Origin of the sequence: Kitasatospora sp. NPDC048407 (assembly GCF_043200475.1) — a bacterium.
Lineage (GTDB): Bacteria > Actinomycetota > Actinomycetes > Streptomycetales > Streptomycetaceae > Kitasatospora.
This window is the reverse complement of the sequence record NZ_JBICXW010000012.1, coordinates 1-22,992: the sequence shown is the minus strand read 5'-3', so window position 1 is coordinate 22,992 and position 22,992 is coordinate 1. Positions and strand designations below refer to the sequence as shown.

The 22,992-nt window shown below is 71.8% G+C and carries 23 protein-coding genes and 5 pseudogenes; 15 read left to right on the top strand and 13 right to left on the bottom strand.

Annotated elements, in window-relative coordinates; genetic code table 11:
* The first annotated feature begins 56 nt into the window (after positions 1–56).
* The gene (locus ACGFWJ_RS21960; RefSeq protein WP_392952075.1) at positions 57–1,211 is read left to right on the top strand and encodes a cystathionine gamma-synthase; all 1,155 of its coding nucleotides are present in this window, start codon (positions 57–59) and stop codon (positions 1,209–1,211) included.
* Between the two features lie 100 nt (positions 1,212–1,311).
* Here the strand turns inward: ACGFWJ_RS21960 and ACGFWJ_RS21955 are convergent, their stop codons facing one another.
* Positions 1,312–1,752: a MarR family winged helix-turn-helix transcriptional regulator gene (locus ACGFWJ_RS21955; RefSeq protein WP_392952073.1), complete on the bottom strand. Its 441-nt coding sequence runs from the start codon at positions 1,750–1,752 to the stop codon at positions 1,312–1,314.
* Between the two features lie 89 nt (positions 1,753–1,841).
* On the opposite strand from ACGFWJ_RS21955, the gene ilvA reads away from it, so the two are divergent.
* The 3 genes from ilvA to ACGFWJ_RS21940 all read left to right on the top strand — a co-directional run bounded on the left by ilvA (position 1,842) and on the right by ACGFWJ_RS21940 (position 5,148).
* Positions 1,842–3,053 (top strand): threonine ammonia-lyase, encoded by a 1,212-nt coding sequence (gene ilvA, locus ACGFWJ_RS21950; RefSeq protein WP_392952071.1) that lies wholly within the window; start codon positions 1,842–1,844, stop codon positions 3,051–3,053.
* Positions 3,054–3,275: 222 nt separating this feature from the next.
* Entirely contained in the window at positions 3,276–4,286 is a 1,011-nt protein-coding gene (locus ACGFWJ_RS21945; RefSeq protein WP_392952068.1) for an ATP-binding cassette domain-containing protein, read from the top strand.
* A gap of 1 nt (position 4,287) precedes the next feature.
* Entirely contained in the window at positions 4,288–5,148 is an 861-nt protein-coding gene (locus tag ACGFWJ_RS21940) for an ABC transporter permease (protein WP_392952065.1), read from the top strand.
* 77 nt (positions 5,149–5,225) lie between these two features.
* Here the strand turns inward: ACGFWJ_RS21940 and greA are convergent, their stop codons facing one another.
* Entirely contained in the window at positions 5,226–5,723 is a 498-nt protein-coding gene (gene greA / locus ACGFWJ_RS21935; RefSeq protein ID WP_387637920.1) for a transcription elongation factor GreA, read from the bottom strand.
* 279 nt (positions 5,724–6,002) lie between these two features.
* Complete coding sequence (locus tag ACGFWJ_RS21930; RefSeq protein ID WP_387637918.1) at positions 6,003–6,425, bottom strand: DUF4307 domain-containing protein; 423 nt, start codon at positions 6,423–6,425, stop codon at positions 6,003–6,005.
* 160 nt (positions 6,426–6,585) lie between these two features.
* On the opposite strand from ACGFWJ_RS21930, the gene mca reads away from it, so the two are divergent.
* Positions 6,586–7,455: a mycothiol conjugate amidase Mca gene (gene mca / locus ACGFWJ_RS21925; protein ID WP_387637915.1), complete on the top strand. Its 870-nt coding sequence runs from the start codon at positions 6,586–6,588 to the stop codon at positions 7,453–7,455.
* Positions 7,456–7,512: 57 nt separating this feature from the next.
* Entirely contained in the window at positions 7,513–7,704 is a 192-nt protein-coding gene (locus ACGFWJ_RS21920; RefSeq protein ID WP_392952062.1) for a hypothetical protein, read from the top strand.
* A gap of 3 nt (positions 7,705–7,707) precedes the next feature.
* On the opposite strand, the pseudogene ACGFWJ_RS21915 reads toward ACGFWJ_RS21920, so the two are convergent.
* The 3 genes and pseudogenes from ACGFWJ_RS21915 to ACGFWJ_RS21905 form a co-directional block, all read right to left on the bottom strand.
* Positions 7,708–8,068: pseudogene (locus tag ACGFWJ_RS21915) on the bottom strand (Uma2 family endonuclease); the annotation flags it as partial.
* A gap of 113 nt (positions 8,069–8,181) precedes the next feature.
* Entirely contained in the window at positions 8,182–9,135 is a 954-nt protein-coding gene (locus ACGFWJ_RS21910; protein WP_392952059.1) for a hypothetical protein, read from the bottom strand.
* Positions 9,132–10,544, bottom strand: coding sequence for a phenylacetate--CoA ligase family protein (locus ACGFWJ_RS21905; RefSeq protein ID WP_392952057.1), 1,413 nt, complete (start codon positions 10,542–10,544; stop codon positions 9,132–9,134). Before ACGFWJ_RS21905 ends, ACGFWJ_RS21910 begins: the two co-directional genes overlap by 4 nt.
* Positions 10,545–10,942: 398 nt before the next feature.
* Between ACGFWJ_RS21905 and ACGFWJ_RS21900 the strand changes: the two genes are divergently transcribed.
* Both ACGFWJ_RS21900 and ACGFWJ_RS21895 read left to right on the top strand, forming a co-directional pair.
* A complete protein-coding gene (locus ACGFWJ_RS21900) occupies positions 10,943–11,800 on the top strand; it encodes a helix-turn-helix domain-containing protein (RefSeq protein WP_392952054.1) in 858 nt (285 codons plus the stop codon).
* A gap of 36 nt (positions 11,801–11,836) precedes the next feature.
* Positions 11,837–11,968 (top strand): annotated as a pseudogene (locus ACGFWJ_RS21895) (DUF255 domain-containing protein); the annotation flags it as partial.
* A gap of 51 nt (positions 11,969–12,019) precedes the next feature.
* On the opposite strand, the gene ACGFWJ_RS21890 reads toward ACGFWJ_RS21895, so the two are convergent.
* Positions 12,020–13,018 carry an ArsR/SmtB family transcription factor gene (locus ACGFWJ_RS21890; protein WP_392952052.1) on the bottom strand — a complete coding sequence of 333 codons (999 nt, stop codon included), beginning with the start codon at positions 13,016–13,018 and terminating at the stop codon, positions 12,020–12,022.
* A 68-nt stretch (positions 13,019–13,086) separates the two neighbouring features.
* Between ACGFWJ_RS21890 and ACGFWJ_RS21885 the strand changes: the two genes are divergently transcribed.
* Together ACGFWJ_RS21885 and ACGFWJ_RS21880 are read left to right on the top strand one after the other, a co-directional pair.
* Positions 13,087–14,340: an MFS transporter gene (locus tag ACGFWJ_RS21885; protein ID WP_392952049.1), complete on the top strand. Its 1,254-nt coding sequence runs from the start codon at positions 13,087–13,089 to the stop codon at positions 14,338–14,340.
* Between the two features lie 60 nt (positions 14,341–14,400).
* Positions 14,401–14,487, top strand: a pseudogene (locus ACGFWJ_RS21880) (DUF255 domain-containing protein); the annotation flags it as partial.
* Positions 14,488–14,648: 161 nt separating this feature from the next.
* On the opposite strand, the gene ACGFWJ_RS21875 reads toward ACGFWJ_RS21880, so the two are convergent.
* The 4 genes and pseudogenes from ACGFWJ_RS21875 to ACGFWJ_RS21860 all read right to left on the bottom strand — a co-directional run bounded on the left by ACGFWJ_RS21875 (position 14,649) and on the right by ACGFWJ_RS21860 (position 16,580).
* Positions 14,649–15,215, bottom strand: coding sequence for a Uma2 family endonuclease (locus ACGFWJ_RS21875; RefSeq protein ID WP_392952046.1), 567 nt, complete (start codon positions 15,213–15,215; stop codon positions 14,649–14,651).
* Between the two features lie 70 nt (positions 15,216–15,285).
* A pseudogene (locus tag ACGFWJ_RS21870) lies at positions 15,286–15,693 on the bottom strand (type II toxin-antitoxin system VapC family toxin).
* Positions 15,690–15,901 (bottom strand): annotated as a pseudogene (locus ACGFWJ_RS21865) (hypothetical protein). The pseudogenes ACGFWJ_RS21870 and ACGFWJ_RS21865 overlap by 4 nt, the downstream one beginning before the upstream one ends.
* A gap of 52 nt (positions 15,902–15,953) precedes the next feature.
* Positions 15,954–16,580: a hypothetical protein gene (locus ACGFWJ_RS21860; protein ID WP_392952043.1), complete on the bottom strand. Its 627-nt coding sequence runs from the start codon at positions 16,578–16,580 to the stop codon at positions 15,954–15,956.
* 1 nt (position 16,581) lies between these two features.
* Here ACGFWJ_RS21860 and ACGFWJ_RS21855 point away from each other — a divergent pair, with 1 nt between their 5' ends.
* The 3 genes from ACGFWJ_RS21855 to ACGFWJ_RS21845 all read left to right on the top strand — a co-directional run bounded on the left by ACGFWJ_RS21855 (position 16,582) and on the right by ACGFWJ_RS21845 (position 20,351).
* The gene (locus ACGFWJ_RS21855; RefSeq protein WP_392952041.1) at positions 16,582–17,283 is read left to right on the top strand and encodes a hypothetical protein; all 702 of its coding nucleotides are present in this window, start codon (positions 16,582–16,584) and stop codon (positions 17,281–17,283) included.
* A 113-nt stretch (positions 17,284–17,396) separates the two neighbouring features.
* A complete protein-coding gene (locus ACGFWJ_RS21850) occupies positions 17,397–19,433 on the top strand; it encodes a thioredoxin domain-containing protein (RefSeq protein WP_392952038.1) in 2,037 nt (678 codons plus the stop codon).
* A 66-nt stretch (positions 19,434–19,499) separates the two neighbouring features.
* The gene (locus tag ACGFWJ_RS21845) at positions 19,500–20,351 is read left to right on the top strand and encodes a GNAT family N-acetyltransferase (RefSeq protein WP_392952036.1); all 852 of its coding nucleotides are present in this window, start codon (positions 19,500–19,502) and stop codon (positions 20,349–20,351) included.
* 95 nt (positions 20,352–20,446) lie between these two features.
* Here ACGFWJ_RS21845 and ACGFWJ_RS21840 read toward each other — a convergent pair whose 3' ends face one another.
* Positions 20,447–20,983: a MarR family winged helix-turn-helix transcriptional regulator gene (locus ACGFWJ_RS21840; RefSeq protein ID WP_392952034.1), complete on the bottom strand. Its 537-nt coding sequence runs from the start codon at positions 20,981–20,983 to the stop codon at positions 20,447–20,449.
* Positions 20,984–21,078: 95 nt separating this feature from the next.
* On the opposite strand from ACGFWJ_RS21840, the gene ACGFWJ_RS21835 reads away from it, so the two are divergent.
* Positions 21,079–21,795 (top strand): DUF4386 domain-containing protein, encoded by a 717-nt coding sequence (locus tag ACGFWJ_RS21835; RefSeq protein ID WP_392952031.1) that lies wholly within the window; start codon positions 21,079–21,081, stop codon positions 21,793–21,795.
* Between the two features lie 5 nt (positions 21,796–21,800).
* Positions 21,801–22,565: an SDR family NAD(P)-dependent oxidoreductase gene (locus tag ACGFWJ_RS21830; RefSeq protein ID WP_392952029.1), complete on the top strand. Its 765-nt coding sequence runs from the start codon at positions 21,801–21,803 to the stop codon at positions 22,563–22,565.
* 26 nt (positions 22,566–22,591) lie between these two features.
* Here ACGFWJ_RS21830 and ACGFWJ_RS21825 read toward each other — a convergent pair whose 3' ends face one another.
* Complete coding sequence (locus tag ACGFWJ_RS21825; RefSeq protein ID WP_392952026.1) at positions 22,592–22,807, bottom strand: hypothetical protein; 216 nt, start codon at positions 22,805–22,807, stop codon at positions 22,592–22,594.
* Positions 22,808–22,992: the final 185 nt, after the last annotated feature.

Here is a 22,992-nt window from a genome sequence, read left to right as displayed (position 1 = left end):
AGACGGACCCGCCCAACCACCACCCGTGATCCGTCCGCCGCACTAGGCTCGACCGCATGACCGAGCACCAGCTTTCCCACGGCTTCGAAACCCTCGCCATCCACGCGGGCCAGGAAGCGGACCCCCGGACCGGGGCAGTCGTGACGCCGATCTACCAGGTGTCCACCTACAAGCAGGACGGCGTCGGCGGACTCCGCGAGGGCTACGAGTACAGCCGCTCCGCGAACCCCACCCGCACCGCCCTGGAGGAGTGCCTCGCCGCGATCGAGGGCGGCTCCCGCGGCCTCGCCTTCGCCTCCGGCCTGGCCGCCGAGGACACCCTGCTGCGGACCATCCTCAAGCCCGGCGACCACATCGTGATCCCCAACGACGCCTACGGCGGCACCTTCCGGCTGTTCGCCAAGGTGCTGACCCGCTGGGGCGTCGACTTCTCCGTCGCCGACACCCACCACCCCGAGAAGGTGCGCGAGGCGATCCGCCCCAACACCCGCGCGGTGTGGGTCGAGACCCCCTCCAACCCGCTGCTCGGCATCACCGACCTGACCGCCGTCGCCGAGATCGCGCACGCCGCCGGCGCCCTGCTGATCGTCGACAACACCTTCGCCAGCCCCTACCTGCAGCAGCCGCTGTCGCTCGGCGCCGACGTCGTCGTGCACTCCACCACCAAGTACATGGGCGGCCACTCCGACGTGGTCGGCGGCGCCCTGGTGGTCGCCGACGCCGGCCTCGCCGAGGAGGTCGCCTACCACCAGAACTCGATGGGCGCCGTCTCCGGCCCGTTCGATGCCTGGCTGGTGCTGCGCGGCATCAAGACCCTCGGCGTCCGGATGGACCGTCACTCCGACAACGCCGCCCGGATCGCCGAACTGCTCTCCGCGCACCCGAAGGTGACGCAGGTGCTGTACCCCGGCCTGCCCACCCACCCCGGGCACGACATCGCCGCCAAGCAGATGAAGGCGTTCGGTGGCATGGTGTCGTTCCGGGTCGCCGGTGGCGAGGAGGCCGCCGTCGAGGTGTGCAACCGCGCGCAGCTGTTCACCCTCGGCGAGTCGCTGGGCGGCGTCGAGTCGCTGATCGAGCACCCCGGCCGGATGACCCACGCCTCCGCGGCCGGCTCCCCGCTCGAGGTGCCCGCCGACCTGGTGCGCATCTCGGTCGGCATCGAGTCCGCCGCCGACCTGCTCGCCGACCTGGAGCAGGCGCTCGGCTGATCGCCGTTCCGGCGCGGTTCAACGGCGGCTGTGCGGACCGCCGTTGGACCGCGCGGATGGTAATACCGTTTGTGCATTTGCGAGTTGAACCACCTGGGCGTCAACGCTGGTTGCGCAGGCCGTCGTTGAAGCGTTCCAGCAGCGCGCAGAACAGCGTCCGCTCGTCCGCCGTCCAGTCGGCCGTCAGTTCGGCGATCAACTGCCGCCGCTGCTCGTGCACCTGCGCCAGGCGCCCGGCCCCGAGCGGGGTCAGTGCGAGCAGTGCCGCGCGCCGGTCGGCCGGGTACGGCACCCGGGTCAGCAGGTGTTCGCGCAGCAGCGGCGCGGCCTGCCGGGTCACCGTGGAGGAGTCCACGCCCAGCGCGGCCGCCAGTGTCTTCACATTGGCCGGCCCGCCGGCGGCGAGCTGGTCCAGCAGCAGGAACGCGGCCCGGTCGAGCGCCGCGGCGGCACTGATCCGCCGGGCGAACACCGCGACCTGGTAGGGGAGTCGGCAATCGGGGTCGGGGGCGTCGGGCACGTCGGGCGGGGGCAGGCTCATCGCGACTCACGGGGGTGCGGGCGACTCGTGCCCAGCAGCGTACGCGCGCCCGGCGGGCATCGGAACCGCCTCGGCCTAGGCTGATCTTCATGCAGAACTGGCCGATCACACTCGACGACGTCCGCGGCGCACAGAAGATGCTCGCCGGGGTGGCCAGGGTCACCCCGATGCAGAGCAGCCGCCACCTGTCCGGGCTGGCCGGTACGCCCGTCCACCTGAAGTGCGAGAACCTCCAGCGCACCGGCTCGTTCAAGTTGCGCGGCGCGTACCTGCGGATCGCCGGCCTGCTGCCGGTGGAGCGGGCCGGCGGCGTGGTCGCCGCCAGTGCGGGCAACCACGCGCAGGGCGTGGCGCTGGCCGCCGCGCTGCTCGGTGTGCGCTCCACCGTCTTCATGCCGCTCGCCGCGCCGCTGCCGAAGGTCGCCGCCACCCGCGAGTACGGCGCCGAGGTGCGGCTGCACGGCGCCAACGTCGACCAGGCGCTGCAGGCGGCGCGCGAGTACGCCGACGCCACCGGCGCGGTGTTCATCCACCCCTTCGACCACTGGGACGTGATCACCGGTCAGGCCACCGTCGGCCTGGAGATCCTGGAGCAGTGCCCCGAGGTGCGCACCGTGCTGGTCGGCACCGGCGGCGGCGGGCTGCTGGCCGGCGTGGCGATCGCGATCAAGGCGCTGCGCCCGGACGTCCGGGTGATCGGCGTGCAGGCGGCCACCGCGGCGGCGTACCCGCTGTCGCTGTCCGCGGGCCGCCCGGTCTCGCTGGAGCGGTTCTCCACCATGGCCGACGGGATCATGGTCGGCCGCCCGGGCGACATCCCGTTCGAGGTGATCAACTCGCTCGCGGACGGGGTGCGGACGGTCTCCGAGGACGAGCTGTCCCGGGCGCTGCTGATCGGCCTGGAGCGGCTCAAGCTGGTGGTCGAGCCCGCCGGGGCGGCGCCGATCGCCGCGCTGCTGGCCGAGCCGGGCCGGTTCGAGGGCCCGGTGGTCGGCGTGCTGTCCGGCGGCAACATCGACCCGCAGCTGATGCAGCGGGTGCTGCGGCACGGCCTGGCCGCGGCGGGCCGCTACCTGTCGCTGCGGGTCCGGCTGGCCGACAAGCCGGGCGCGCTGGCGGACCTGCTGGGCGTGCTGACCCGGGTGGACGCCAACGTGCTGGACGTCGCGCACGTGCGGATCGACCCGCAGCTGGGCCTGACCGAGGTCGAGGTGGACCTGCACCTGGAGACCAAGGGCCCGGAGCACTGCGCGGCGGTGATCGGGGAGCTGCGCGAGGACGGCTACGTGGTCTCGCACTGACGGCGCGGCACCGGGCGCGGCGCCGGGCCCGGCGCCGAGACGCGGATCACCTGTTCGGGTTGACGCGATATATCGCGAGTGGCAGCATCTTGCGATGTATCGCGAGCTTGCCGTTGGCGCGCTCAGGTAACAGAGTGGGTGATCTGCGCCCAAAACGGGCTCGTCCACCGACTCCACACCTCCGACTTCAGGACCCCGACTTCAGGGAGATGAGGCAGGACCATGGCGTCAGCCATCGAAGCCGAGAACCTGGTCAAGACCTTCGGTGACGTACACGCCCTCGACGGCGTCAGTCTGGACGTCCCCGAAGGCACCGTGCTCGGACTGCTCGGCCCCAACGGCGCCGGCAAGACCACCACCGTGCGCGTTCTGACCACCCTGCTCCAACCGGACTCCGGGCGGGCCACCGTGGCCGGCGTCGACGTCCTCAAGCACCCCAACCAGGTGCGCAGCCTGATCGGCCTGTCCGGCCAGTACGCCGCCGTGGACGAGTACCTCACCGGCCGCGAGAACCTCCAGATGGTCGGCGAGCTCTACCAGATGAGCGCCCGCGACGCGAAGAAGCGGGCGGTGGAGCTGCTGGAGTGGTTCAACCTCGCCGAGGCCATGGACCGCACCGCCAAGACCTACTCCGGCGGCATGCGCCGCCGCCTCGACCTGGCCGCCGCGCTGGTGGTCCGCCCGCCGGTGATGTTCCTGGACGAGCCCACCACCGGCCTCGACCCGCGCAACCGGCTCGCGCTCTGGGAGGTCATCGAGACCCTGGTGGAGCAGGGCACCACGCTGCTGCTCACCACCCAGTACCTGGAGGAGGCCGACCGCCTCGCCCACGACATCGCGGTGGTCGACCACGGCAAGGTGATCGCCCGCGGCACCGCCGACGAGCTGAAGGCCCAGATCGGTGGCGAGCGCATCGAGGTCGTCGTGCACCGCTCCGACCTGATCCCCGAGGCGGTCGCCGCGCTCACCCCGTTCGCGAAGGGCGATCCGGCGGTGGAGAAGAACACCCGCCGGATCACCGTCCCGGTCAGCGGCGGCGCCAAGGTCCTGGCCGACGCCATCCGCGAACTGGACGCCCGCTCCATCGAGATCGACGACATCGGCCTGCGCCGCCCCACCCTCGACGACGTCTTCCTCTCCCTCACCGGCCATGTCACCGAGGGCGACGGCGGCGTGGACGAGGGCGAGCAGCCGGCGAAGAAGGGCCGTCGCGGCCACGGGAAGGACGCCTGAGATGACCACCGCACTGCCGGACGCGGCGATCGGCCCCGTCCCCGTAGCCCCCCGCCGTGGCGTCTCCGCCACCCTGCACGACTCCTGGGTGGTCGCGAAGCGCAATTTGCGGCGAATGACCCGAATTCCCGAAATCGTGGTCTTCGGTCTCATGCAGCCGGTGATGTTCGTGCTGCTGTTCTCGTACGTGATGGGCGGCGCGATCGCCATCCCCGGCGCCCAGCCCAGCCACGAGGTGTACATCGAGTACCTGATGGCGGGCATCTTCGCGCAGACCGTCACCTTCGCGGTGGCCGGTGCCTCGGCCGGTATCGCGGAGGACATGACCAAGGGCCTGGTCGACCGGTTCCGCTCGCTGCCGATGTCCCGCGCGGCGGTGCTCACCGGTCGTACCCTCGCCGACCTGGTGCAGACCGCGTTCACCGTGGTGGTGCTCGCCCTGGTCGCGCTGCTGGTCGGCTGGCGGATCCACGACGGCGTCCTGAAGGCGCTCGCCGCGTTCGGCCTGCTGCTGCTGCTCGGCTACGCGTTCTCCTGGATCGGCGCGCTGATCGGCCTGTCGGTGCGCAGCCCCGAGGCCGCCACCTCGGCCGGTCTGATCTGGCTGTTCCCGCTGACCTTCATCTCCAACGCCTTCGTGCCGGTCAGCTCGATGCCCGGCTGGCTGCAGCCGATCGCCTACTGGAACCCGTTCTCCGCCACCGTGCAGGCCTGCCGCAGCCTGTTCGGCAACCAGCTCGGCCCGACGCCCGACGCCTGGCCGATGCAGCACGCCGTGCTGGTGTCGATCGGCTGGTCGCTGATCATCATGGCGCTGTTCTCCTGGCTGTCGGTGCGCAAGTACCGCCGCGCCGCGGGCTGAGCTTTCTGCTGGTGAACGCCGGACGGCCGCTCCCCCCACCCGGGGGAGCGGCCGTCCGGCGTCGTGCTGCGGGAGGCTCAGCCGGAGAACGGCTTGGCGTCGACGATCTTCACGCCGGCCTTCTTGCCGTTCGGCAGCTCGTACACGGCGTCCTCGCCGACCGACTTGCCGGTGATGGCGCGGCCCAGCGGGGACTGCGGCGAGTACACGTCGATGTCGCCGTCGGTGACCTCGCGGGAGGCCAGCAGGAACTCCATGGTGTCGTCCAGGTCGCCGTCGAAGGCCACCGTCACCAGCATGCCCGGCGCCACCACACCGGAGTCGGCCGGAGCCTCGCCGACCTTCGCCCGCTCCAGCAGCTGGGACAGCTGACGGATGCGCGCCTCGGTCTTGCCCTGCTCGTCCTTGGCCGCGTGGTAGCCGGCGTTCTCCTTGAGGTCGCCCTCCTCGCGGGCGGCCTCGATCTTCTTCGCGATCTCGATGCGCCAGGGCCCGGTCAGGTGGTCAAGCTCGGCCTTCAGCTTGCTGTAGTGGTCCTGAGTGAGCCAGGTCACGTCGTCGTTGGTCTGGGTCACAGGGTGCTCCTCGTCGTGCTGGCGCTGCTGCGAGGGTGGTTCGGCAGCAGTGGGCGATTTTCTGGGCAGATGCAAAGCAACGCCCGCTTCCGTGCCATTCGGCAGGGAAGGGGCGAAATCACGAGCCTAACAAGTTCCCCGTACAGGCGGGAAGGGCTGCGGGGGGCGAGGCCGTCCCGCACCTTCGACTATGCGCTCGAAAGGGTGAGCGGAGCAAAGAGCGTTCGCTCACCCTTCCGGCGGCTCCGGGCGTCTTCCGGCGCCTATTCGGGCGGGCCGCTACTTGTTGGGCGTGCAGCCGAGCAGCTCCGCGGTGGAGCCCCGGGAGGTGGTCCGCAGCGTCACGACCTTGTCGTAGCTGGTGCCCTCGGCCGGGATCTGGAAGTCCGACTGGCCGACCACCGCGCCGTCCGCGCCCTGCGTGCGGACCGTGCACACGCCGGAGGTGCCCTCGCTCTTGCGCACCGACAGCTGCAACTGGAGCTCGCTGTCGGACACCGGCTGGAAGGTCGGCACCGTACCGTTCAGCTTCGTCTCGCGCAGCAGGTAGGACGTGCCGAGCCAGGCGATCAGGCCCACCAGCAGCACCCCGAACACGACACCGGCGATCCGCAGCCGGCGGTCGGTCGTCCGGTCGTCGGACCGGCTGTAGCGGCCCACCGGGGGCGCGAGGGGCTGCTGGGGCGTAGGGCTCTGGTCCATGGCGCGGCTCGGTCCTTTCGCGGAGGAACGCTCGGCCGTCCGCGGGAATGGACGCGCCCTCCAGTCCGTCACTATAGGAGGGGCACGTCCGCGCCAGAGGCGGCGGGGGAGCCGGCCCGACGAAGCGGACATTTTTTGTTACCTGGAAGGGACCCAGGCGTTGAGCGAGCAGTTGCGGTTGATGGCGGTACACGCGCACCCGGACGACGAGTCCAGCAAGGGCGCCGCCACCATGGCGATGTACGTGGCCCAGGGGGTGGAGGTCCTCGTCGCCACCTGCACCGGGGGCGAGCGGGGGTCGATCCTCAACCCCAAGCTGCAGGGCGACCCGTGGGTCGAGGAGAACATTCACGAAGTGCGCCGAAAGGAGATGGACGCCGCCCGGGAGATCCTCGGCGTCCAGCAGGCATGGCTCGGCTACGTCGACTCCGGCCTGCCCGAGGGCGACCCGCTGCCCCCGCTGCCCGAGGGCTGCTTCGCCCTCGAGGACGTGGACGTGGCGGCCGGCACCCTGGTCAAGCTGATCCGCGAGTTCCGCCCGCACGTGATCACCACGTACGACGAGAACGGCGGCTACCCGCACCCCGACCACATCATGACCCACAAGATCACCATGGCGGCCTTCGAAGCCGCCGGAGACCCCGAGGCCTACCCCGAGGCCGGCGAGCCCTGGCAGCCCCTCAAGCTCTACTACAACCACGGCTTCCCGATGGGCCGCATCCGCGCCCTGCACGCCTACCTCACCGAGAACGGCCACGACTCGCCCTACGGCGAGTGGATCGAAGGCTGGGAGAAGTCCGGCCGCGCCGAGCGGGAGATCACCACCCGGGTCGACTGCGGAGAGTACTTCGAGATCCGCGACAAGGCCCTGATCGCCCACGCCACCCAGATCGACCCCGACGGCCCCTGGTTCCGCGTCCCGATCGACATCCAGCGCGACGTCTGGCCCACCGAGGACTACGAACTCGCGAAGTCCCTGATCGACACCGACCTCCCCGAGACCGACCTCTTCGCCGGCCTCCGGAAGTAACCCGTACGACCCACCCCCGGTGACCCGGCCCGCGTAGGGCCGGGTCACCATGGATGAATGAGCACCCCCGTGAACGTCACCCAGCTCGCCGCCGACCTCGCCCTCGACGAAACCAAGGTCACCCCCGGCCTCCTCGGCTTCGTCGTCTTCGCCGCCCTCGGCATCGCCACCTGGTTCCTCCTGAAGTCGATGAACGACCGCTTCAAGAAGATCGACTTCACCGAGCAGCCCGACCCCAAGGACGAGTGACCCTCACGGGGTGAGATCCACCTCCACGGCGAACGGCGCCGCGACCCGCACCTCCCCGGTGAACACCGGCCCGTCGCGACAACTGCCGCTCGCCGGGTCGAGCACGTGCGTGTACACCAGCGGCAGCCCCGTCGCGGCCCGCTCGACCCGCCAGTAGAACCCGATCCCGGCCCGCGCGCACTGGTCGACCTTCACCACCCGGTCCGTGGTCTCCGACCCCCGGCGACACCACCTCGACCACCAGCAGCACATGCTCCGGCCTGTTCGGGGCCACATCGATGGCGTCCGCCCGGTCCACCACCACGTCCGGGCGCCGGTTGTTCAGCGGCACGTCCTGCAGACGGACGTCGAAGTCCGTGTCCGCCCAGCCCCGCGGTCACGCCTTGGCGGTGAGCGAGATCATCCGCGGCGCATACCGGGCATGTTCGAGTACCTGACGGTCGTTCGGCACGAGCAGATCTACATCGTCCAGGTCTCCTATTGCTGAACCGCCCCTCGCGTCCCGTTTCCGGCCGCGGTAGGGGCCGCCAGGTCCGGTGACCTGCGGGCCGGCTGCCGGCCCGGGGTTCCGATCCGGTCGCGGCGGAACGTGAGTTCGGCCATCCGGCGTTCGGGGCCCCGGCGGCGGAGGAGGAGGTGGCCGATGAAGGCTGCCGGGCCGAAGAAGACCTGGGCCGGGATCAGGGCCGCAGGGTGCCCGGTGACGGCGTCGATGAGGTGCAGGGTGGCTACCGGGGCCACGGCGCCGAAGAGCACGACCAGTGTGATTCCGGTGCGCAGGCCCGCCTTGCCGTAGGCCTTGTAGGCGGCGGTGGTGAAGAGGGCGTAGGCCAGCAGGTCGCCCATGCCGAGTACGGAGCCGAGGTTCTCCCCGATGCGGAGCCCGGCCGCGGGGGCGAAGGGGTAGCCCTGGATCGCGTCGGACAGTTCCTCGGTCAGTGGGACGACCCAGGCGAAGAACGCGTCGTAGGCGGCGAGCGCGAGCAGGAACCACGCGACGTTCTTCAGCCGCATCCCGCCCTGGACGTTGATGTTGGTGGCGGAGACGACGACCAGGCCGACGACGCAGCTGTTGGCGATCCAGTACGGCGCGGCGGTGTCGCCGAAGGCGAGGTGGGTGCCGAGCACGGCCGCGATCAGCGTGGCGATCAGCGCCCAGCGCAGCCGTCCGTCACCGATGACGGGCTGGTAGCCGACGGACAGCCCGCCGGCGAAGGCCAGCGCGAGTACCGCCGGCAGGACCGCGCCGGGCAGCGCCAGGTAGAGGTACGGCAGCGCCAGGACGAAGCCCATCATCATGAAGATGTCGGCGCCGTTGAAGACCCCGATCGGCGGCCGGGGGGTGCGGACGGTGCGGAAGTAGCCGACGGCGCCGACGCACACCGCGAGGGCCAGGGTGCAGCTGACCGCGAGCTGGAAGAAGACCGTCATGCGTGGCTCCGGGTGAAGGTGTGCTCCAGCAGGTCGCAGCGGAGTGGGAAGCGCAGTGCCGCTTCCGCGTCGTCCAGCGGCAGGACGGTGACGTCGGCGTCGATGCCCTCGGCCCGCAGTCGCATCGTCACGTCGGCCGCGCCGAGTTCCTTGGAGACGACCTCCACGTGCAGCCGGCCCCGGTCGGTGATCTCGGCCCGGTGGCGCAGCGGCCACGGCAGGCCGGGGGTGCCGTCCAGCGCCTCGACGAGGTCGCGCGGGGTGACGATGGTGTCGGCGGTGCGGTAGAGCTGTCCGGCCTTGCCGAGGATGTGGGAGACCGCGGGGACCGAGGCGAGTTCGCAGGTGGGCTCGCCGTCCAGGGTGCGGACCACGTCACCCGTGTTGTATCGCAGGACGGGCATGCATTCCCGGTAGGGGAAGTACGGGGTGACCGTCAGCTCGCCGAGGCGGCCGGGCCCGGCGGGCTCGCCCGTCTCCAGGTCGAGGACCTCCGTGTACCCCATGTTGGGGTCGATGTGCAGGTGATGGTGGGTGCAGGTGCGGCCGCTGACGGGCAGCAGTTCGGTCATGCCGAAGGAGTCGCCGACGGTGCGTGCGCCGAAGGTCTCGCGGAAGGCGGCCGCCAGGTTGCGCGACAGCATCTCCCCTCCCGCGTAGACCGCGCGCAGCCCGAAGTCCTGCGGCCCGTATCCGCGTTCGCGGGCGACGCTCACCATGCGGGCGAGGTAGCTGGGGTTTCCGGTGAGCACCGTCGGCCGGGGGCCGGAGCGGCCGAGCAGGTGCTCGACGGACTCCTCGGGCGGGATCTGTCCCACGACGTGACAGGCGGCGTTGGCGAGGCGGCACACCTCGACGTCCTCCTGCACGGCGGCGGTCGCCCGCGAGCTGAGGTTGATCTGCATCCGGTCGCCGGGGCCGAGGTCGCCGCGGAGCACCAGGGACAGCGCGATCAGGGCGGGCCACAGCTCCATCTCGTAGCGGGAGAGCCAGATCTGGACCGGCGCGCCGGTGGTGCCGGTGGTCTGCGTCACCAGGTACGGGTCGCTGCAGAGGAAGTCGGCGGGGCGGGCGAGCAGGTCGGCCTTGCGGGTCACCGGGATGCGGGTGAGCGTCTCGGTGGTGATCCCGTCCGGGTCCACGCCGGTGAGCCGTTCCCGGTAGAAGGGCGAGCGTTTGGCGAGCCTGCGCACGGTGCGCTGGAGCGCCCGGTTCTGCAGGTCGCGGCGCTCGGCCGGATCGGTGAACGGTCCGTCGGCCAGTTCGTCGACGTCGTCGCCGAGCGAGCCGAACTCCTCCAGCGTGACGAGCGCGTCGGCGACCAGCCGTTCCACGGCCCGTACGTTCAGCCGCCGGCCGAACACCATGGCCGTGGCCACCTGCACCTGCCGGACAGCGGTCTCCAGCACTGATGCCTCCCTCGTACCTCGAACAGGACGAAGGGGTGGGGGCGGCTCGCCGCCCCCACCCCCGGGGTTCTACGTCAGCTGGCCGAGCAGGCGCCGAAGAAGACCGCGGTCAGCGCGCCCATGACGTACTTGAACTGCTTGGCGCTCGTCTTGATGGAGCTCATAGCTGCCTCCTTGTGTGGTGCGAGTGGACGGCCCGCCTGAGCTCCGCAGGAGCTCCGGCGTTCCGTTCCCGGATGAAAAACACAGTGGCGCGATCATCGCGAGCGGGCAATGATCGGGTCCGTTCAACGGACCGGCGACTGAAGGGAACCCATACCGAAACCCCAACTGACCTGGTCCGAACGGGGAGTTGTGGGGCCGTCCGATCGGCGGCCCGGCATGAGAGGGGGGCCCTCATGGCGAGATCCGGCGCCGAGGGGCGCGGCGTGCTGGACGGCGCGTTCGCACTCATGGAGGTACTAGCGCACACCGACGAGGTGGGGCTGACCCGGCTGGCGAGCGACGCCGCGCTGCCGAAGGCCACCGCCCACCGGCTGCTCGGGCAGCTGGTCGCACTGGGCGCGGTGCAGAGTCACGAAGGCCGCTACCGGTTGGGCCCGCGGACGTTCCGGCTCGGGCAGGCCTGGCATCCGGCGCGCGCGCTGCGCGCCGCAGCGGCCCAGCCGCTACGAGAACTCGCGGCGGTCAGCGGCGGGGTGAGCCTGAGCCTGTCGGTGCCCGAAGCGGGACAGATCATCGTCGTCGGGGGCATGCGGGGCGAGGTGGACGAGGTCTTCCCGCTGTACTCCGGGGTCGTCCTGCCGCCCGGCAGCGCGGCCGAACTGGTCCTGGCGGCGGCCGCCCCGGTACCGAAGCGGCCCGCGGGGTGGACGGAGGCCGCCTGGGCGCGCGAGGTCGCCGGGGTCCGGGAGCGGGGGCTCGCGTTCGACTACCAGCAGTGCGTGGATTCGCTGTCGTGCGTGGCGGCTCCGGTGCACTCGGCGTCCGGCCAGGTGGTGGCCGCGGTCGCGGTGACCGCCCTGGACGCGAAGCTGATCCCCCCGCTGGCCGACGCCGTGAGCCGCGCGGCGTCGATGATCAGCGGGAGGCTGGCCCGCCGGCCGGAGCCCGCGCCCAAGCCCCGCAGGGCCGCGCCCGCCCCGAACCGGGCCGTCAAGGGCTTCACGGCCCCGACCGACCCGGCCGCCGACCCGGCGGGTGCCGCCGGGATCCTCCTGCCCCGGCCGCGCGCCCCGCACCGCCGGAGCCGCTGACCTGTCGCCGAGCCCCCAGGACCCACCCGAAAGCCGTCGCCGTGTCTGCTGCGGCATGCCGACAATCCGGTGGAGTGGTGGCCCTGGGGGCCGGAGGCGTTCGAGGAGGCGGAGCGGCGCGGCGTGCCCGTTCTGCTGTCCGTCGGGTATGCGGCTTGTCACTGGTGCCAATGACTTGACGCAACCAGGTGGTCCCGACTTGGAGCGTTGCCGGACGACTCACGGGCCCGCCGCGCCGCCGACCAGCGCGTCCCCGAGCGCCGTACGCCGGTAGAGCACCGAGCGGCCGGACCGGGTGCGCGCCAGCAGCCCGCTCGCGAGGAGCACGGCCAGGTGGTCGCCGACCGCGCCGGGGGCCATCACGAGGCTGCGGGCCAGCTGACTGGTGCTGGCCGGTGCGCCCAGCTCCACCAGCAGCCGCGCCCGGGAGCGCCCGAGCAGCGCCGCCAGCGCCGCCGGATCGGGCGCTGCCCGTTCCCACAGGGAGGCGGTGCCGCGCGCCCGGTAGATCAGGGCCTTCGGCCACGGCTCCTCGTGGAAGGCCGCGACACCGGGCCACACCATCACTGAGGGCACCAGCAGCAGCCCCTGCCCGGCGAGGCTCACGTCCTTGTACGCGCGGCGCAGCGGCACCGCAAGGTGCTGTCCCTGCCAGGCCAGCCCGTCCTGCAGGCCCTCGACCGCCTCCTTCCAGCCGCGCTCGCCGATCACCCCGACCCGGTGCACGACATCGCGTTCGCAGACCGCCCGCAGCTGCGGCCAGTCCGGGGCGAGCAGCTCGTGCCAGGCGCGGTCCAGCGCGTCGGCGACCGTCTCCACCACGCCGTCGGACTCCAGCAGTTCGCGCACCCGCGGATCACGGACACCCAGGTCACCGCCCGCCCGCCCGCGCAGCACGGCGTCGATCTCGGCGCGGGCCACCGCGACCGGCGTGGACCGGATCGCCGCGAGATCGTCGGCCCAGCTCTGGGCGAGCCCACGCGGCGGCGGGGCGACGAAGTTGGCGCCCGCCGTGCTGACCTGAAGCGCCAGCACGGCGTCCAGATGCGTCTCGCCGCGCAGCCGCGCGAAGCCCGGGGCGAGGCGCGCCGCCCAGTCGGCCGGCAGCGCCGCGTCCCGGCCGCTCAACCGGCGCAGCAGTCCGCAGAGCTCGAAGGCCGGGGAGAGCGCGAACCGGCTGTGCAGCAGGTCCTCGGTGGTGGCGGTGAAGCGGAGCACGCCGCCAGACCTTACGTCCCCGGGCGAATCTCTCGCACGCCCGCGCGGCCCGCACCAGGCTGCCGGGCATGACCACCGCATCCCCGCCGCTGCCGGCCCCGGCGCCGCGAACCACCTACGGCCAGGTGCTCGCCGAGCCCCGATTCCGGCTGCTCTTTCTGACCCGCACCATCGGCATCACCGCCGACTCGCTGCGCATCACCACCTTCTCGGCACTGGTCTACTCCGGCACCGGCTCCGCGCTGCTCAGCGCGCTGGCCTTCGGCGCGGGCTTCCTGCCGCAGCTCCTCGGCTCGCTGCTGTTCGGCTCCCTCGCCGACCGGTTCCCGCCCCGGGCACTGATTGCCGGCGGCTACCTGCTGGAGGGCACGGCGGCGGCCCTGCTCGCCCTGGTGCGGATGCCCGTCGCGGCGGGCCTCGCCGTCGTCGCGGTGCTCGCCCTCGCGACCCCGGCGTTCGGCGGCGCCTCCGCACGGCTCGTCGCCCGCTGGCTGAGCGGCGACGCGTACGTGCTGGGCCGCTCGCTCAACAGCATGGCCTCCAGCGGCGCCCAGCTCTTCGGGCTGACCCTCGGCGGCGCCGCCGTCGCGGCCGTCGGCCCGCGCGCGGCACTCGCGGCCGGGGCCGTCATGCACCTGCTCTGCGCGGCCGCCGTCCGGCTGCGGCTGCCACGGCTCGCGGCGGAACCCGAAGCGGGCGGCGGCGGCGCCATGCGCACGAGCCTGCGCGGCACCGGCGCGCTGCTGCGCCACCGCCCGGTCCGGCGGCTGCTGTTCGCCCAGTGGCTCCCGTCCGCGTTCGTCGCCGGAGCGGAGGGCCTGATCATCGCCTACGCGGGCAGCCACGGCTTCCCGTCCGGCTCCTACGCGGTCCTGATGGCCGCCCTGCCGGTCGGCATGCTGCTGGGCGACCTCCTCGTCGGACGCCGGCTGCGGCCCGCCACCCGCGAACGCATGGTGGTGCCCCTCATCGCCCTCATGGGCCTGCCCCTGGCCGGCTTCGCCGCCGACCCGGGCCGCCCGCTCTCCGCCGCCCTGCTCCTGCTCTCGGGCAGCGGCTTCGCCTACGGCCTCGGCCTGCAACGCGAGTTCCTCGCCGCCCTCCCCGAACAGGGCCAAGGCCAGGCCTTCGGCCTGCTGGGCTCCGGCAACATGACCTTCCAAGGCCTGGGCCCCGCCTTCTTCGGCACCATCGGCGCCTTCACCGGCACCGGCTGGGCCATGGCCCTGGCCGGCCTCGGCGCACTCCTCACCGCCACCTGGATCCTCACCTGGCGCCGCACCGACCCCGGCGAGCCGACCCACCCCACCCCCGAGCCGTGAGTCACGGCCCCCGGCACCACTCCCGATGCGTCAGGATGGGCACATGCCGAACCGTCTCGGCCCTGGGGGCCGGAGGCGTTCGAGGAGGCGGAGCGGCGGGGGGTGCCCGTTCTGCTGTCTGTCGGGTATGCGGCTTGTCACTGGTGCCAGTGAATGTGTACAACCGGGTAGTTCCGGCCTGGGGCGTTTCCAGTGAGTGCCGGAATCGACACGAATGGTGAGTGGTTGTGTGGGGAGGTGGACGCCTGGCCGAGGACCGGCTGGCAGCCTCGCCCGAAGTCAGGCCGTCTACATGTCCTGAGTGCGGATCAGATCGTGTTGAGGTCGATCTCGACCGCGAACGGAGCGGCGGTCCGGATCGTGCCGGTGAACATGTCGGCGTCGCGGTAGGACCGGCTCGCAGGGTCGAGGATGTAGGTGTAGATGAGGGGAACGCCGTTGGCGGTCTGCTCGATCCGCCAGTAGAAAGCGATGCCGGCCTGGGCGTACTGATCCACCTTCACGATGCGGTCAGTGGTCTCCGAACCCGGTGACACGACCTCGACGACCAGGAGAACGTGCTCCGGGCGGGTGGGCGTGATGTCGATGGTCTCAGCCCGGTAGACCACGACGTCGGGCCGCCGGTTGGTGAGGGGCACGTCCTGCAACCGGACGTCGAAGTCCGTGTCGGCGTTCCAGTCCGAACCGGCGGCTGCATCCAGGGCGTTCGCCAGGATCCGGGCCAGGCGGTTGTGCCGCTTGGACGCACTCGGGCTCATGACGACCATCCCGTCCACAATCTCGATACCCGCGCACTGCTCCGCGGACCAGGAGTCGTACTCGTCCGCGGTGATCTGCTGGTGCATCCACTCAGGAGCGACCATCTCGGCGGTCATCGCCGCGCCTCCTCGGGGGTTCGACGGGCTCGGTGCTGCTGGGCCCAGCGTACGCCGCTGTCCCCAGTGCTTATACCTCTCTGATGATCACGCGCTTCCCGCAGAGCTTCGACCAGTGGTCCCGGTCGGAGGTCAGAACGATCACGGAGGCTGGGACACGGAGCGCGAGCGCGGCAACGAGGGCGTCGATCGCGTACCTGTGCCCGTGCAGCCCGCTTGCGTCCTGAAGCAGCGCCACCGCGGTCAGGGAGTCCTCCTGGCTGACCGGTTCCACCTGCAGTCGGGAGAGTGCCTATTTCAAGCGCGCCGGATCAGTCTTCCCTTGCACAGCTTCAACGATGGTCAGCATAGACACGAGGACAGGGACTCCGGCCTGCCGTGACGCCTCGATCCGAGCCGCCATCCTGCGATCGTTGCGCAGAAGCAGGGAGAGTACCTCGGAGTCCAGCACCAGCGAGCGGGCCGGCTGCTCCTTCATGCAGCGCCCCGCTCGACATCCTCGGCGTTCTCGTCTCCGAACAGCTCACGATGAGCGGCTTCGATCTCCTGCTCAATGAAAGCGCGCCGTGTTCCTCCTCGTGGGACGCCACGATCTCGGCGAGCCCGTCCATGGCGAGTTGATGCCTGACGGCCTCGGTGATGTAGCTGAACAGCCCACCACAGCCGGTTTTACACGGAGAGTTTATGAGGGAGCGAGGGCTTTCGGCGCTCCATAGGCGCCCTCGCAACCGCCGCACCTCAACCGCTGTGTTCGCGCAGTAGCTCGATCACGTTGCGGAGCATGGGTATCGCCGAGTCGCCGGCCTTGTCCTTGTCGTTGAAGTGCATCAGTTCGTTTCGGATCTCCCGCAGTTCGTCGAGGCGGGCGGTGAAGGACTTGCGGTCCAACGGCCAGCCCAGCTTGTCCCACTGCTCCGGATTGCCCAGGACCTGCTGGTAATCCCCGTAGGACAGCTGATCGAAGGCGGAGAGCTTCCGGCGTCCGTCCGGATCGCAGAGCTCGATCACCTCCGCGAGGGCCAGGCTCTCCGAGATGACCCGGCGCAGTTGCCGGTCGAGATCGCCGATGAGCAGGAACGGCCGGGCCGTGGCGCCGTATTCGGCGGCCACATCGGCGACCGTGATGATGCCGGCGATCTGATTCGTCTGGTCCTTGACCAAGAGGAAGCCGAACCGTTCCAGGTCGGGCAGGACATCGATCAGGTGGTCGGCGTAGCTGACCGCGTGAGCGGCGACGATGGCATCGGAGAAGGGGGCCTCGGGGTTCGCGTAGCGCGCTCGTGCGATGGACTCCCAGGTGACGGCACCCCGCAGATTCCGAGGTCCGCTCAGCACAGGCAGCTGTGAGTAACCGTTGAGCCGCATCTTGGTGAACACCTCCTCGAAGCTCGCCGAGGATGGCACCGACACCACTCCCTTAGCGGACATCCGCAGCGTCATCCCTCTCGCGGACCGCGTCGTGCAACATATCGCTGCGTATGCGGTGCTCGCGCCAAGCGGTTTGTTCGGTCTCCTCGGCGAACGCTGGCCACATACGCGGTGGCTTACTGATGTGAAGCGAGCCGTCCACATGTGCCTGCTCGGCGGTGGGGATCGGCATGATTTGGTCCGTGAGCTCACTCGCGAGTGGTTCGCGAGCAATCCGTCGCGTCCGTGGCTTTTGTTCGTCGCAGACCGGTCTGACGACTTGCTCTTGGTCTGCCGCATCGAATCCGAACGCGCCTGGATCAGACGGATGCTCTACAGCGTGAGCGATCACGTCGCATATTCCGTCCTGGCGGAGGACTATGCCGCTGAGGGTGCTGTGTTGGAGGCAAGACGTGGCCGTGTCCGGAATGCTTTGGTACACGGTAATCCCGTCGGCTTCGCGATCGTCGAGTCCGTGCGCGAGTACTCCGAGTTTCTGAGCGGGTGTGCACTCGACCTCGGTCTCGAGTCCTACATCGAGGGCAGGACACCGGCTGCCGTGTTCAACCGGACCGACGAGGTGACCGCAATGCTGTCAGGGCAGGACGCCGCCAGCTACTGGCGGGCTCGACTTGCCGCCCAGGGTCGTGCCGTCGCATAGCGCCCAGGTGTTACAGCAGTGTTTTCCGTGCTCGCCACATGTCCCGCTGTCGCGGACGGTCACGGCGCGCGGGGGATACCCCGTGGAGCGCCGGGCTCCTGGATACTGCCGTCATGACGAACCGTCTGGCCCACGCCACCTCTCCGTACCTGCAGCAGCACGCCGACAATCCGGTCGACTGGTGGGAGTGGGGGCCGGAGGCGTTCGAGGAGGCGGAGCGGCGGGGTGTGCCCGTTCTGCTGTCCGTCGGGTATGCGGCTTGTCACTGGTGCCATGTGATGGCACACGAGTCGTTCGAGGACGAGGCGACGGCCGGGTACCTGAACGAGCGGTTCGTGGCGGTGAAGGTCGACCGGGAGGAGCGGCCGGACGTCGATGCGGTGTACATGGAGGCGGTGCAGGCGGCCACGGGGCGGGGCGGGTGGCCGATGACCGTGTTCCTGACGCCCGAGAAGGAGCCGTTCTACTTCGGGACGTACTTCCCGCCGGAGCCGCGGCACGGGATGCCGTCGTTCCGGCAGGTGCTGGAGGGGGTGGACACGGCGTGGACGGGGCGGCGCGCCGAGGTCTCGGAGGTGGCGGCGCGGATCGGGAAGGATCTCGCGGACCGGGCCTCGGTGTACGCGGTGGGGAGCGGGATCGCGCAGCCGCCCGGCGAGGGTGAACTGCACGCGGCCGTCGTGGAGTTGACGCGGTCGTTCGACGAGCGGCGGGGCGGGTTCGGTGGGGCGCCGAAGTTCCCGCCGTCGATGGTGCTGGAGTTCCTGCTGCGCCACCACGCCCGGACGGGGTCGGAGGCCGCGCTGGAGATGGTGCAGCGCACCTGCGAGGCGATGGCGCGCGGCGGGATGTACGACCAGTTGGGCGGCGGGTTCGCGCGGTACGCGGTGGACGCCACCTGGACGGTGCCGCACTTCGAAAAAATGCTGTATGACAACGCGCTGCTGCTGCGGGTGTACCTGCACCTGTGGCGCGCCACCGGCGACGAGCAGGCCCGCCGGGTCGTGCTGGAGACCGCCGACTTCCTGCTGCGTGAACTGCGCACCCCGCAGGGCGGGTTCGCCTCCGCGCTGGACGCCGACTCGCTGGACGAGGCGAGCGGGAAGACCGTCGAGGGCGCGTACTACGCGTGGACGCCCGAGCAGTTGACGGAGGTGCTGGGGGAGGCGGACGGCGCCCTCGCGGTGGAGCTGTTCGACGTCACCGGCACCTTCGAGCACGGCACGTCGGTGCTGCAACTCCTGCGCGACCCCGAGGACTTGGCCAAGTACCGGGAGATCCGGGAGAAGCTCGGGGAGGCCCGCGCGCAGCGTCCGGCCCCGGCCCGGGACGACAAGGTGGTCGCGGCCTGGAACGGCCTGGCGATCGCCGCCCTCGCCGAGGCGGGTGCGCTGCTGGAGCGCCCGGACCTGATCGAGGCCGCCGAGCGCGCCGCCGACCTGCTGATTGCCGTGCACCTCACGGCGGACGGGCGGCTGCTGCGCACCTCCCGGGACGGCGTCGCGGGCGCCAACGCGGGTGTGCTGGAGGACTACGCGGACACCGCGGAGGGATTCCTCGCGCTGTACGCGGTCGGCGGCGAGTCGTCCTGGCTGCAACTCGCCGGGGAGCTGCTCGACCTGGTGTTGCTGCACTTCACCGACGAGAAGTCCGGCGCGCTGTACGACACCGCCGACGACGCCGAGCAGCTGATCCGCCGCCCGCAGGACCCCACCGACAACGCCGCCCCGTCCGGCTGGACGGCCGCCGCCGGGGCGCTGCTCACGTACGCCGCGTACACCGGCTCCGAGCGTCACCGCACCGCTGCCGAACGGGCGCTGGGCATCGTCTCGTCGCTCGGAACCCGCGCGCCCAGGTTCACCGGCTGGGGCCTGGCCGTCGCGGAGGCGCTGCTGGACGGGCCGCGCGAGGTCGCGGTGGTCGGCCCGGCCGGGGACGCGGGGCGGGCGGCGCTGCACCTGGCCGCGCTGCGTTCGACCGCGCCCGGCGCGGTGGTCGCGGTCGGCGAGGTCGGCGACACCGAGGTGCCGCTGCTCGCCGACCGTCCGCTGCTGGGCGGGAAGCCCGCCGCGTACGTGTGCCGGCACTTCGTCTGCGAGCAACCGACCGCGGACGTCGCCGAGTTGACGGAGCGCCTGCGCGCCCAGTGAGCAGTGGCGCCGCCGTTGGCCGGGAAAGTGCTGGTCAACGGCGGCGTCGGCGGGGGAGGATGCGCCATGGGCTGGACACTCACCACGTCACTGGACGACTTCCGCAGCGCAGCCGGGGAGTTCCTCGCGGCCGACCCCGTCGAGAACACCGTGCTGCTCACCATCCTCGACCGCCTCACCCGGGACGGCCTCCACGCGTACGGCGAACAGCCGCCGCGCTTCGGCTGGTGGCATGGCCCGGACGGCGCCGTCGCCGGCGCCTGCCTGCGCACCCCGCCGTACGGGCCGCGGCTCGGCCGGATGCCGGTGGCCGCCGCCGAGGAACTGGCCCGCCGGCTCGCCGCCGACGGCGAACGCCCCGACATGGTGGCCGGCGAGCACGGCACCACCCTCGCCTTCGCCGCCGAATGGCACCGGACCACCGGCGTCAACTGGTACCTGGAGCGCAACGAACGGCTGTTCCGTCTCGGCGAGTTGACGCCCCCGCCGGCCCCGCCCGCCGGCCGTTCCCGGCTCGCCGCGCCCGCCGACCGGGAGACCGTCGCCCGGTGGCTGGTCGACTTCTGCGTGGAGGCCGAGGTCCGGCCGCCCGGCGACCCGTTCGCCGACACCGACCAGCGGATCGCCGCCGAGACCCTGGTGCTGTGGGAGACCGAGGACCAGCGGGTGGTCGCGCTCGCCGGGGCCAGCCCGGCCGTCGCCGGGATGTCCCGGATAGGCCCCGTCTACACCCCGCCCGCCGACCGCGGCCACGGCTACGCCAGCGCGCTGACGGCCGCCGCCACCGTGCACGCGAAGTCGCGCGGCGCGGACGAGGTGCTGCTGTACACCGACCTGTCCAACCCCGTCAGCAACGCGATCTACCAGCGCCTCGGCTACCGGCCGGTCAACGACGCGGCCGAGGTCGCGTTCAAGTAGCGGAGGTCGCGGTCAAGTAGCGCGCCACGAAAGGGCCTTGGGGAAGACCCCCCGGGGCCCTTTCGCATGCCCGGGCGCGAGAAACGGCAGCGGCGTCAGCGGCCGCGCAGGGTGCGGTAGCCCGGGTGGACGCCGGGGGTGAGCTGCTGCTGGGCGGCGATCCGGCCAAGCAGGGCGACCAGCTGGGTGCGCTCCTCGGGCGTGAGGGCCTGGGTGACGTCCTGCTCGTGGGCGATGGCGGTGTCGCGCAGGCGGGCCAGCAGGGCCAGGCCCTGGTCGGTGAGGTGCAGGGCATACAGCCGGCGGTCCTCCGCGTTGCGGCGCCGCTCGATCAGGCCGCGCTGCTCCAGGCCGTCGGCGAACGGGACGAAGCGGCTGGGCGGCATGCCGAGCGCGTCGGCGAGCTCGCGCTGGCTGCGGCCCGGGTTCTGCACCAGCAGCCGGAGCAGGCCGGCCTGCGCGGGGGTGAGGTCGAGCTCGGCGATCCGCTGGGCGAACCGCTCGGCGGCGTGCGCGCCGAGCTGGGCCAGCAGGAACGCCGCCCCGCCGCCGGGCGGGCCGCCCGGGCCGGGTGGGCCCTGCGGGGGGCCGCCGTGCCAGTCCTTCTGGTCCGCCGCTCGATCCATGCTCATGCCGACATCGTACCCGTTTGACAATCGTTCCACGGTGTAATCATTATTCGGAGTGTATCGATCGGCGCGTGTCGACGAACGCCACGGGAGGAACCATGAGCACCACCGCCCAGCCCCGCCCGGCCCCGGCCGGACGGCCGAAGAGCCGCCCGCAGACCGGCCCGCCGCTGCTCGCGCCGACCGTCTCGGTCGCCGCGCTGACGGTCGCCTACACGGTGGTCAACCGCGCCACCCCGCATCCGGACGCCACCGGCGCCGAGGTGGTGCGGTACGCGCAGGAGCACGGCGGGGCGGCCCGGCTGGGCGCGCTGCTGCTGCTCGCCGCGTCGGTGCCGCTGGCGCTGTGCGCGGCGCTGCTCTACCGGCGGCTGCGGGCGCTCGGGATCACCGCACCCGGCTCGGCGATCACGCTGGTCGGCGGCGTGCTGGCGTCGTCCGCGCTGGTGCTGAGCGCGGCGGGGGCGTGGGCGGGCGGCCGGTTGCCGGCCGACGCGCCGTCCGCGCTGGGCCGGGCGCTGGCGGACGTGTCCTTCCTGGCGGGCGGGCCCGCGTTCGCGGCGGGCTTCGGCCTGCTGGCGGCGGGGGTCTCGGTGTCGGCGATGCTCGCCGACCTGCTGCCCCGCGCCGTGACGTGGGCGGGCCTGGTGGTGGCCGCCGCCGCGATGCTCGGGCTGTTCGCCCTGCTGGCGGACGGCTTCATGTACCTGCTGCCGGTGGTCCGGTTCGGCGGCCTGGTGTGGCTGTTGTTCGTGGCCGCCCTGCTGCCGAAGACCCGCCGCCGCGGCACCGACGACCGACCGATGGGGAGTTGAGCGAGATGACCGGAATGTACGCGGAGCTGAAGGGCCGGACGGTGGTGGTCACCGGCGGTTCGCGCGGGATCGGCGCGCACACCGCGCGGGCGTTCGCCGCCCAGGGCGCGGCCGTGTGCGTGGTCGGCCGGGACGCGACGGCGCTGGCGGCGGTGGTCGAGCAGATCACCGGCGCGGGCGGCGAGGCGATGTCCGCGGTGGCCGACGTGACGGACGGCCGGGCGCTGGACGAGGTGCGGCAGGCGGTGACGGAGCGGTTCGGCGAGGTCGACGTGCTGGCGGCGTTCGCCGGCGGCCAGGGCTTCCCGGTGCCGGTGGCGGAGCTCACCGAGCAGCGCTGGCGCGAGGTGCTGGACTCCGACCTGACTTCGGTGTTCCTCACCGTGCAGGCCTTCCTGCCGGGCATGCTGGCGCGCGGCGCGGGCTCCATCCTGACGATGTCCTCGGCGGCCGGCCGCCAGCCCAGCGGCGCCAACCTGGCGTACGGGGTGGCCAACGCGGGCGTGGTGATGCTGACCAGGCACCTGGCCACCGAGCTGGGGCCGCACGGCATCCGGATCAACTGCCTGGCCCCGTCGGTGATCCTGACCGAGAGGGTGCAGGCCCGGATGCCCGCCGAGGTGCAGAGCAAGGTCGCGGCCACCCACCCGCTGGGTCGGCTCGGCACCCCGACGGACGTGACGGAGGCCGCGCTGTTCCTGTCCTCCGACGGCGCGGGCTGGCTGACGGGGCTGACGGTCGACGTGGCCGGCGGCCGCATCACCAACTAGCTAGTGCAGCACCAGCCAGCGGTCTGCTACTCCCAGTCCCAGCGCAGCCCGAGCAGGCAGGGCGGCAGCCCCTCGGCCCCCAGGTGTGCGCAGTGGTGCCCGTCGAGGGTCAACTCCTCGGTCTCCAGCGGGGACTGGCTGGGAGTGCGACGGGTGAAGCGGTCGCAGCGGACGGGGAGGGCGGCCGGGTCGAAGGTCACCTGGAGCACGTACTGGCCGGCGCCCGCGTTGAAGCCGCGCACGTACTCGCGGCTGGGCTGCGGCGACGGCGACTCGTCGAAGCCGTAGCCCAGCAGGTGGGTGTCGCCGGTGCGCAGCCGGCGCCGGAAGGGCTAGATGAATGATGCGAAGGGTTAGTGGTCGTAGGCGGTCAGCGAGCGCATAACTGGCTGACCGGCTCGGTCGTTGTGCCAGATCGCCGAGGTCA

Excerpts from the sequence above, each read along its gene's own strand:
- ACGFWJ_RS21960 (WP_392952075.1), top strand. The coding sequence starts at position 57 with ATGACCGAGCACCAGCTTTCCCACGGCTTCGAAACCCTCGCCATCCAC.
- ACGFWJ_RS21955 (WP_392952073.1), bottom strand. The coding sequence starts at position 1,752 with ATGAGCCTGCCCCCGCCCGACGTGCCCGACGCCCCCGACCCCGATTGC.
- ilvA (WP_392952071.1), top strand. The coding sequence starts at position 1,842 with ATGCAGAACTGGCCGATCACACTCGACGACGTCCGCGGCGCACAGAAG.
- ACGFWJ_RS21945 (WP_392952068.1), top strand. The coding sequence starts at position 3,276 with ATGGCGTCAGCCATCGAAGCCGAGAACCTGGTCAAGACCTTCGGTGAC.
- ACGFWJ_RS21940 (WP_392952065.1), top strand. The coding sequence starts at position 4,288 with ATGACCACCGCACTGCCGGACGCGGCGATCGGCCCCGTCCCCGTAGCC.
- ACGFWJ_RS21930 (WP_387637918.1), bottom strand. The coding sequence starts at position 6,425 with ATGGACCAGAGCCCTACGCCCCAGCAGCCCCTCGCGCCCCCGGTGGGC.
- ACGFWJ_RS21920 (WP_392952062.1), top strand. The coding sequence starts at position 7,513 with ATGAGCACCCCCGTGAACGTCACCCAGCTCGCCGCCGACCTCGCCCTC.
- ACGFWJ_RS21910 (WP_392952059.1), bottom strand. The coding sequence starts at position 9,135 with ATGACGGTCTTCTTCCAGCTCGCGGTCAGCTGCACCCTGGCCCTCGCG.
- ACGFWJ_RS21900 (WP_392952054.1), top strand. The coding sequence starts at position 10,943 with ATGGCGAGATCCGGCGCCGAGGGGCGCGGCGTGCTGGACGGCGCGTTC.
- ACGFWJ_RS21885 (WP_392952049.1), top strand. The coding sequence starts at position 13,087 with ATGACCACCGCATCCCCGCCGCTGCCGGCCCCGGCGCCGCGAACCACC.
- ACGFWJ_RS21875 (WP_392952046.1), bottom strand. The coding sequence starts at position 15,215 with ATGACCGCCGAGATGGTCGCTCCTGAGTGGATGCACCAGCAGATCACC.
- ACGFWJ_RS21860 (WP_392952043.1), bottom strand. The coding sequence starts at position 16,580 with ATGCGGCTCAACGGTTACTCACAGCTGCCTGTGCTGAGCGGACCTCGG.
- ACGFWJ_RS21850 (WP_392952038.1), top strand. The coding sequence starts at position 17,397 with ATGACGAACCGTCTGGCCCACGCCACCTCTCCGTACCTGCAGCAGCAC.
- ACGFWJ_RS21845 (WP_392952036.1), top strand. The coding sequence starts at position 19,500 with ATGGGCTGGACACTCACCACGTCACTGGACGACTTCCGCAGCGCAGCC.
- ACGFWJ_RS21840 (WP_392952034.1), bottom strand. The coding sequence starts at position 20,983 with ATGAGCATGGATCGAGCGGCGGACCAGAAGGACTGGCACGGCGGCCCC.
- ACGFWJ_RS21835 (WP_392952031.1), top strand. The coding sequence starts at position 21,079 with ATGAGCACCACCGCCCAGCCCCGCCCGGCCCCGGCCGGACGGCCGAAG.
- ACGFWJ_RS21830 (WP_392952029.1), top strand. The coding sequence starts at position 21,801 with ATGACCGGAATGTACGCGGAGCTGAAGGGCCGGACGGTGGTGGTCACC.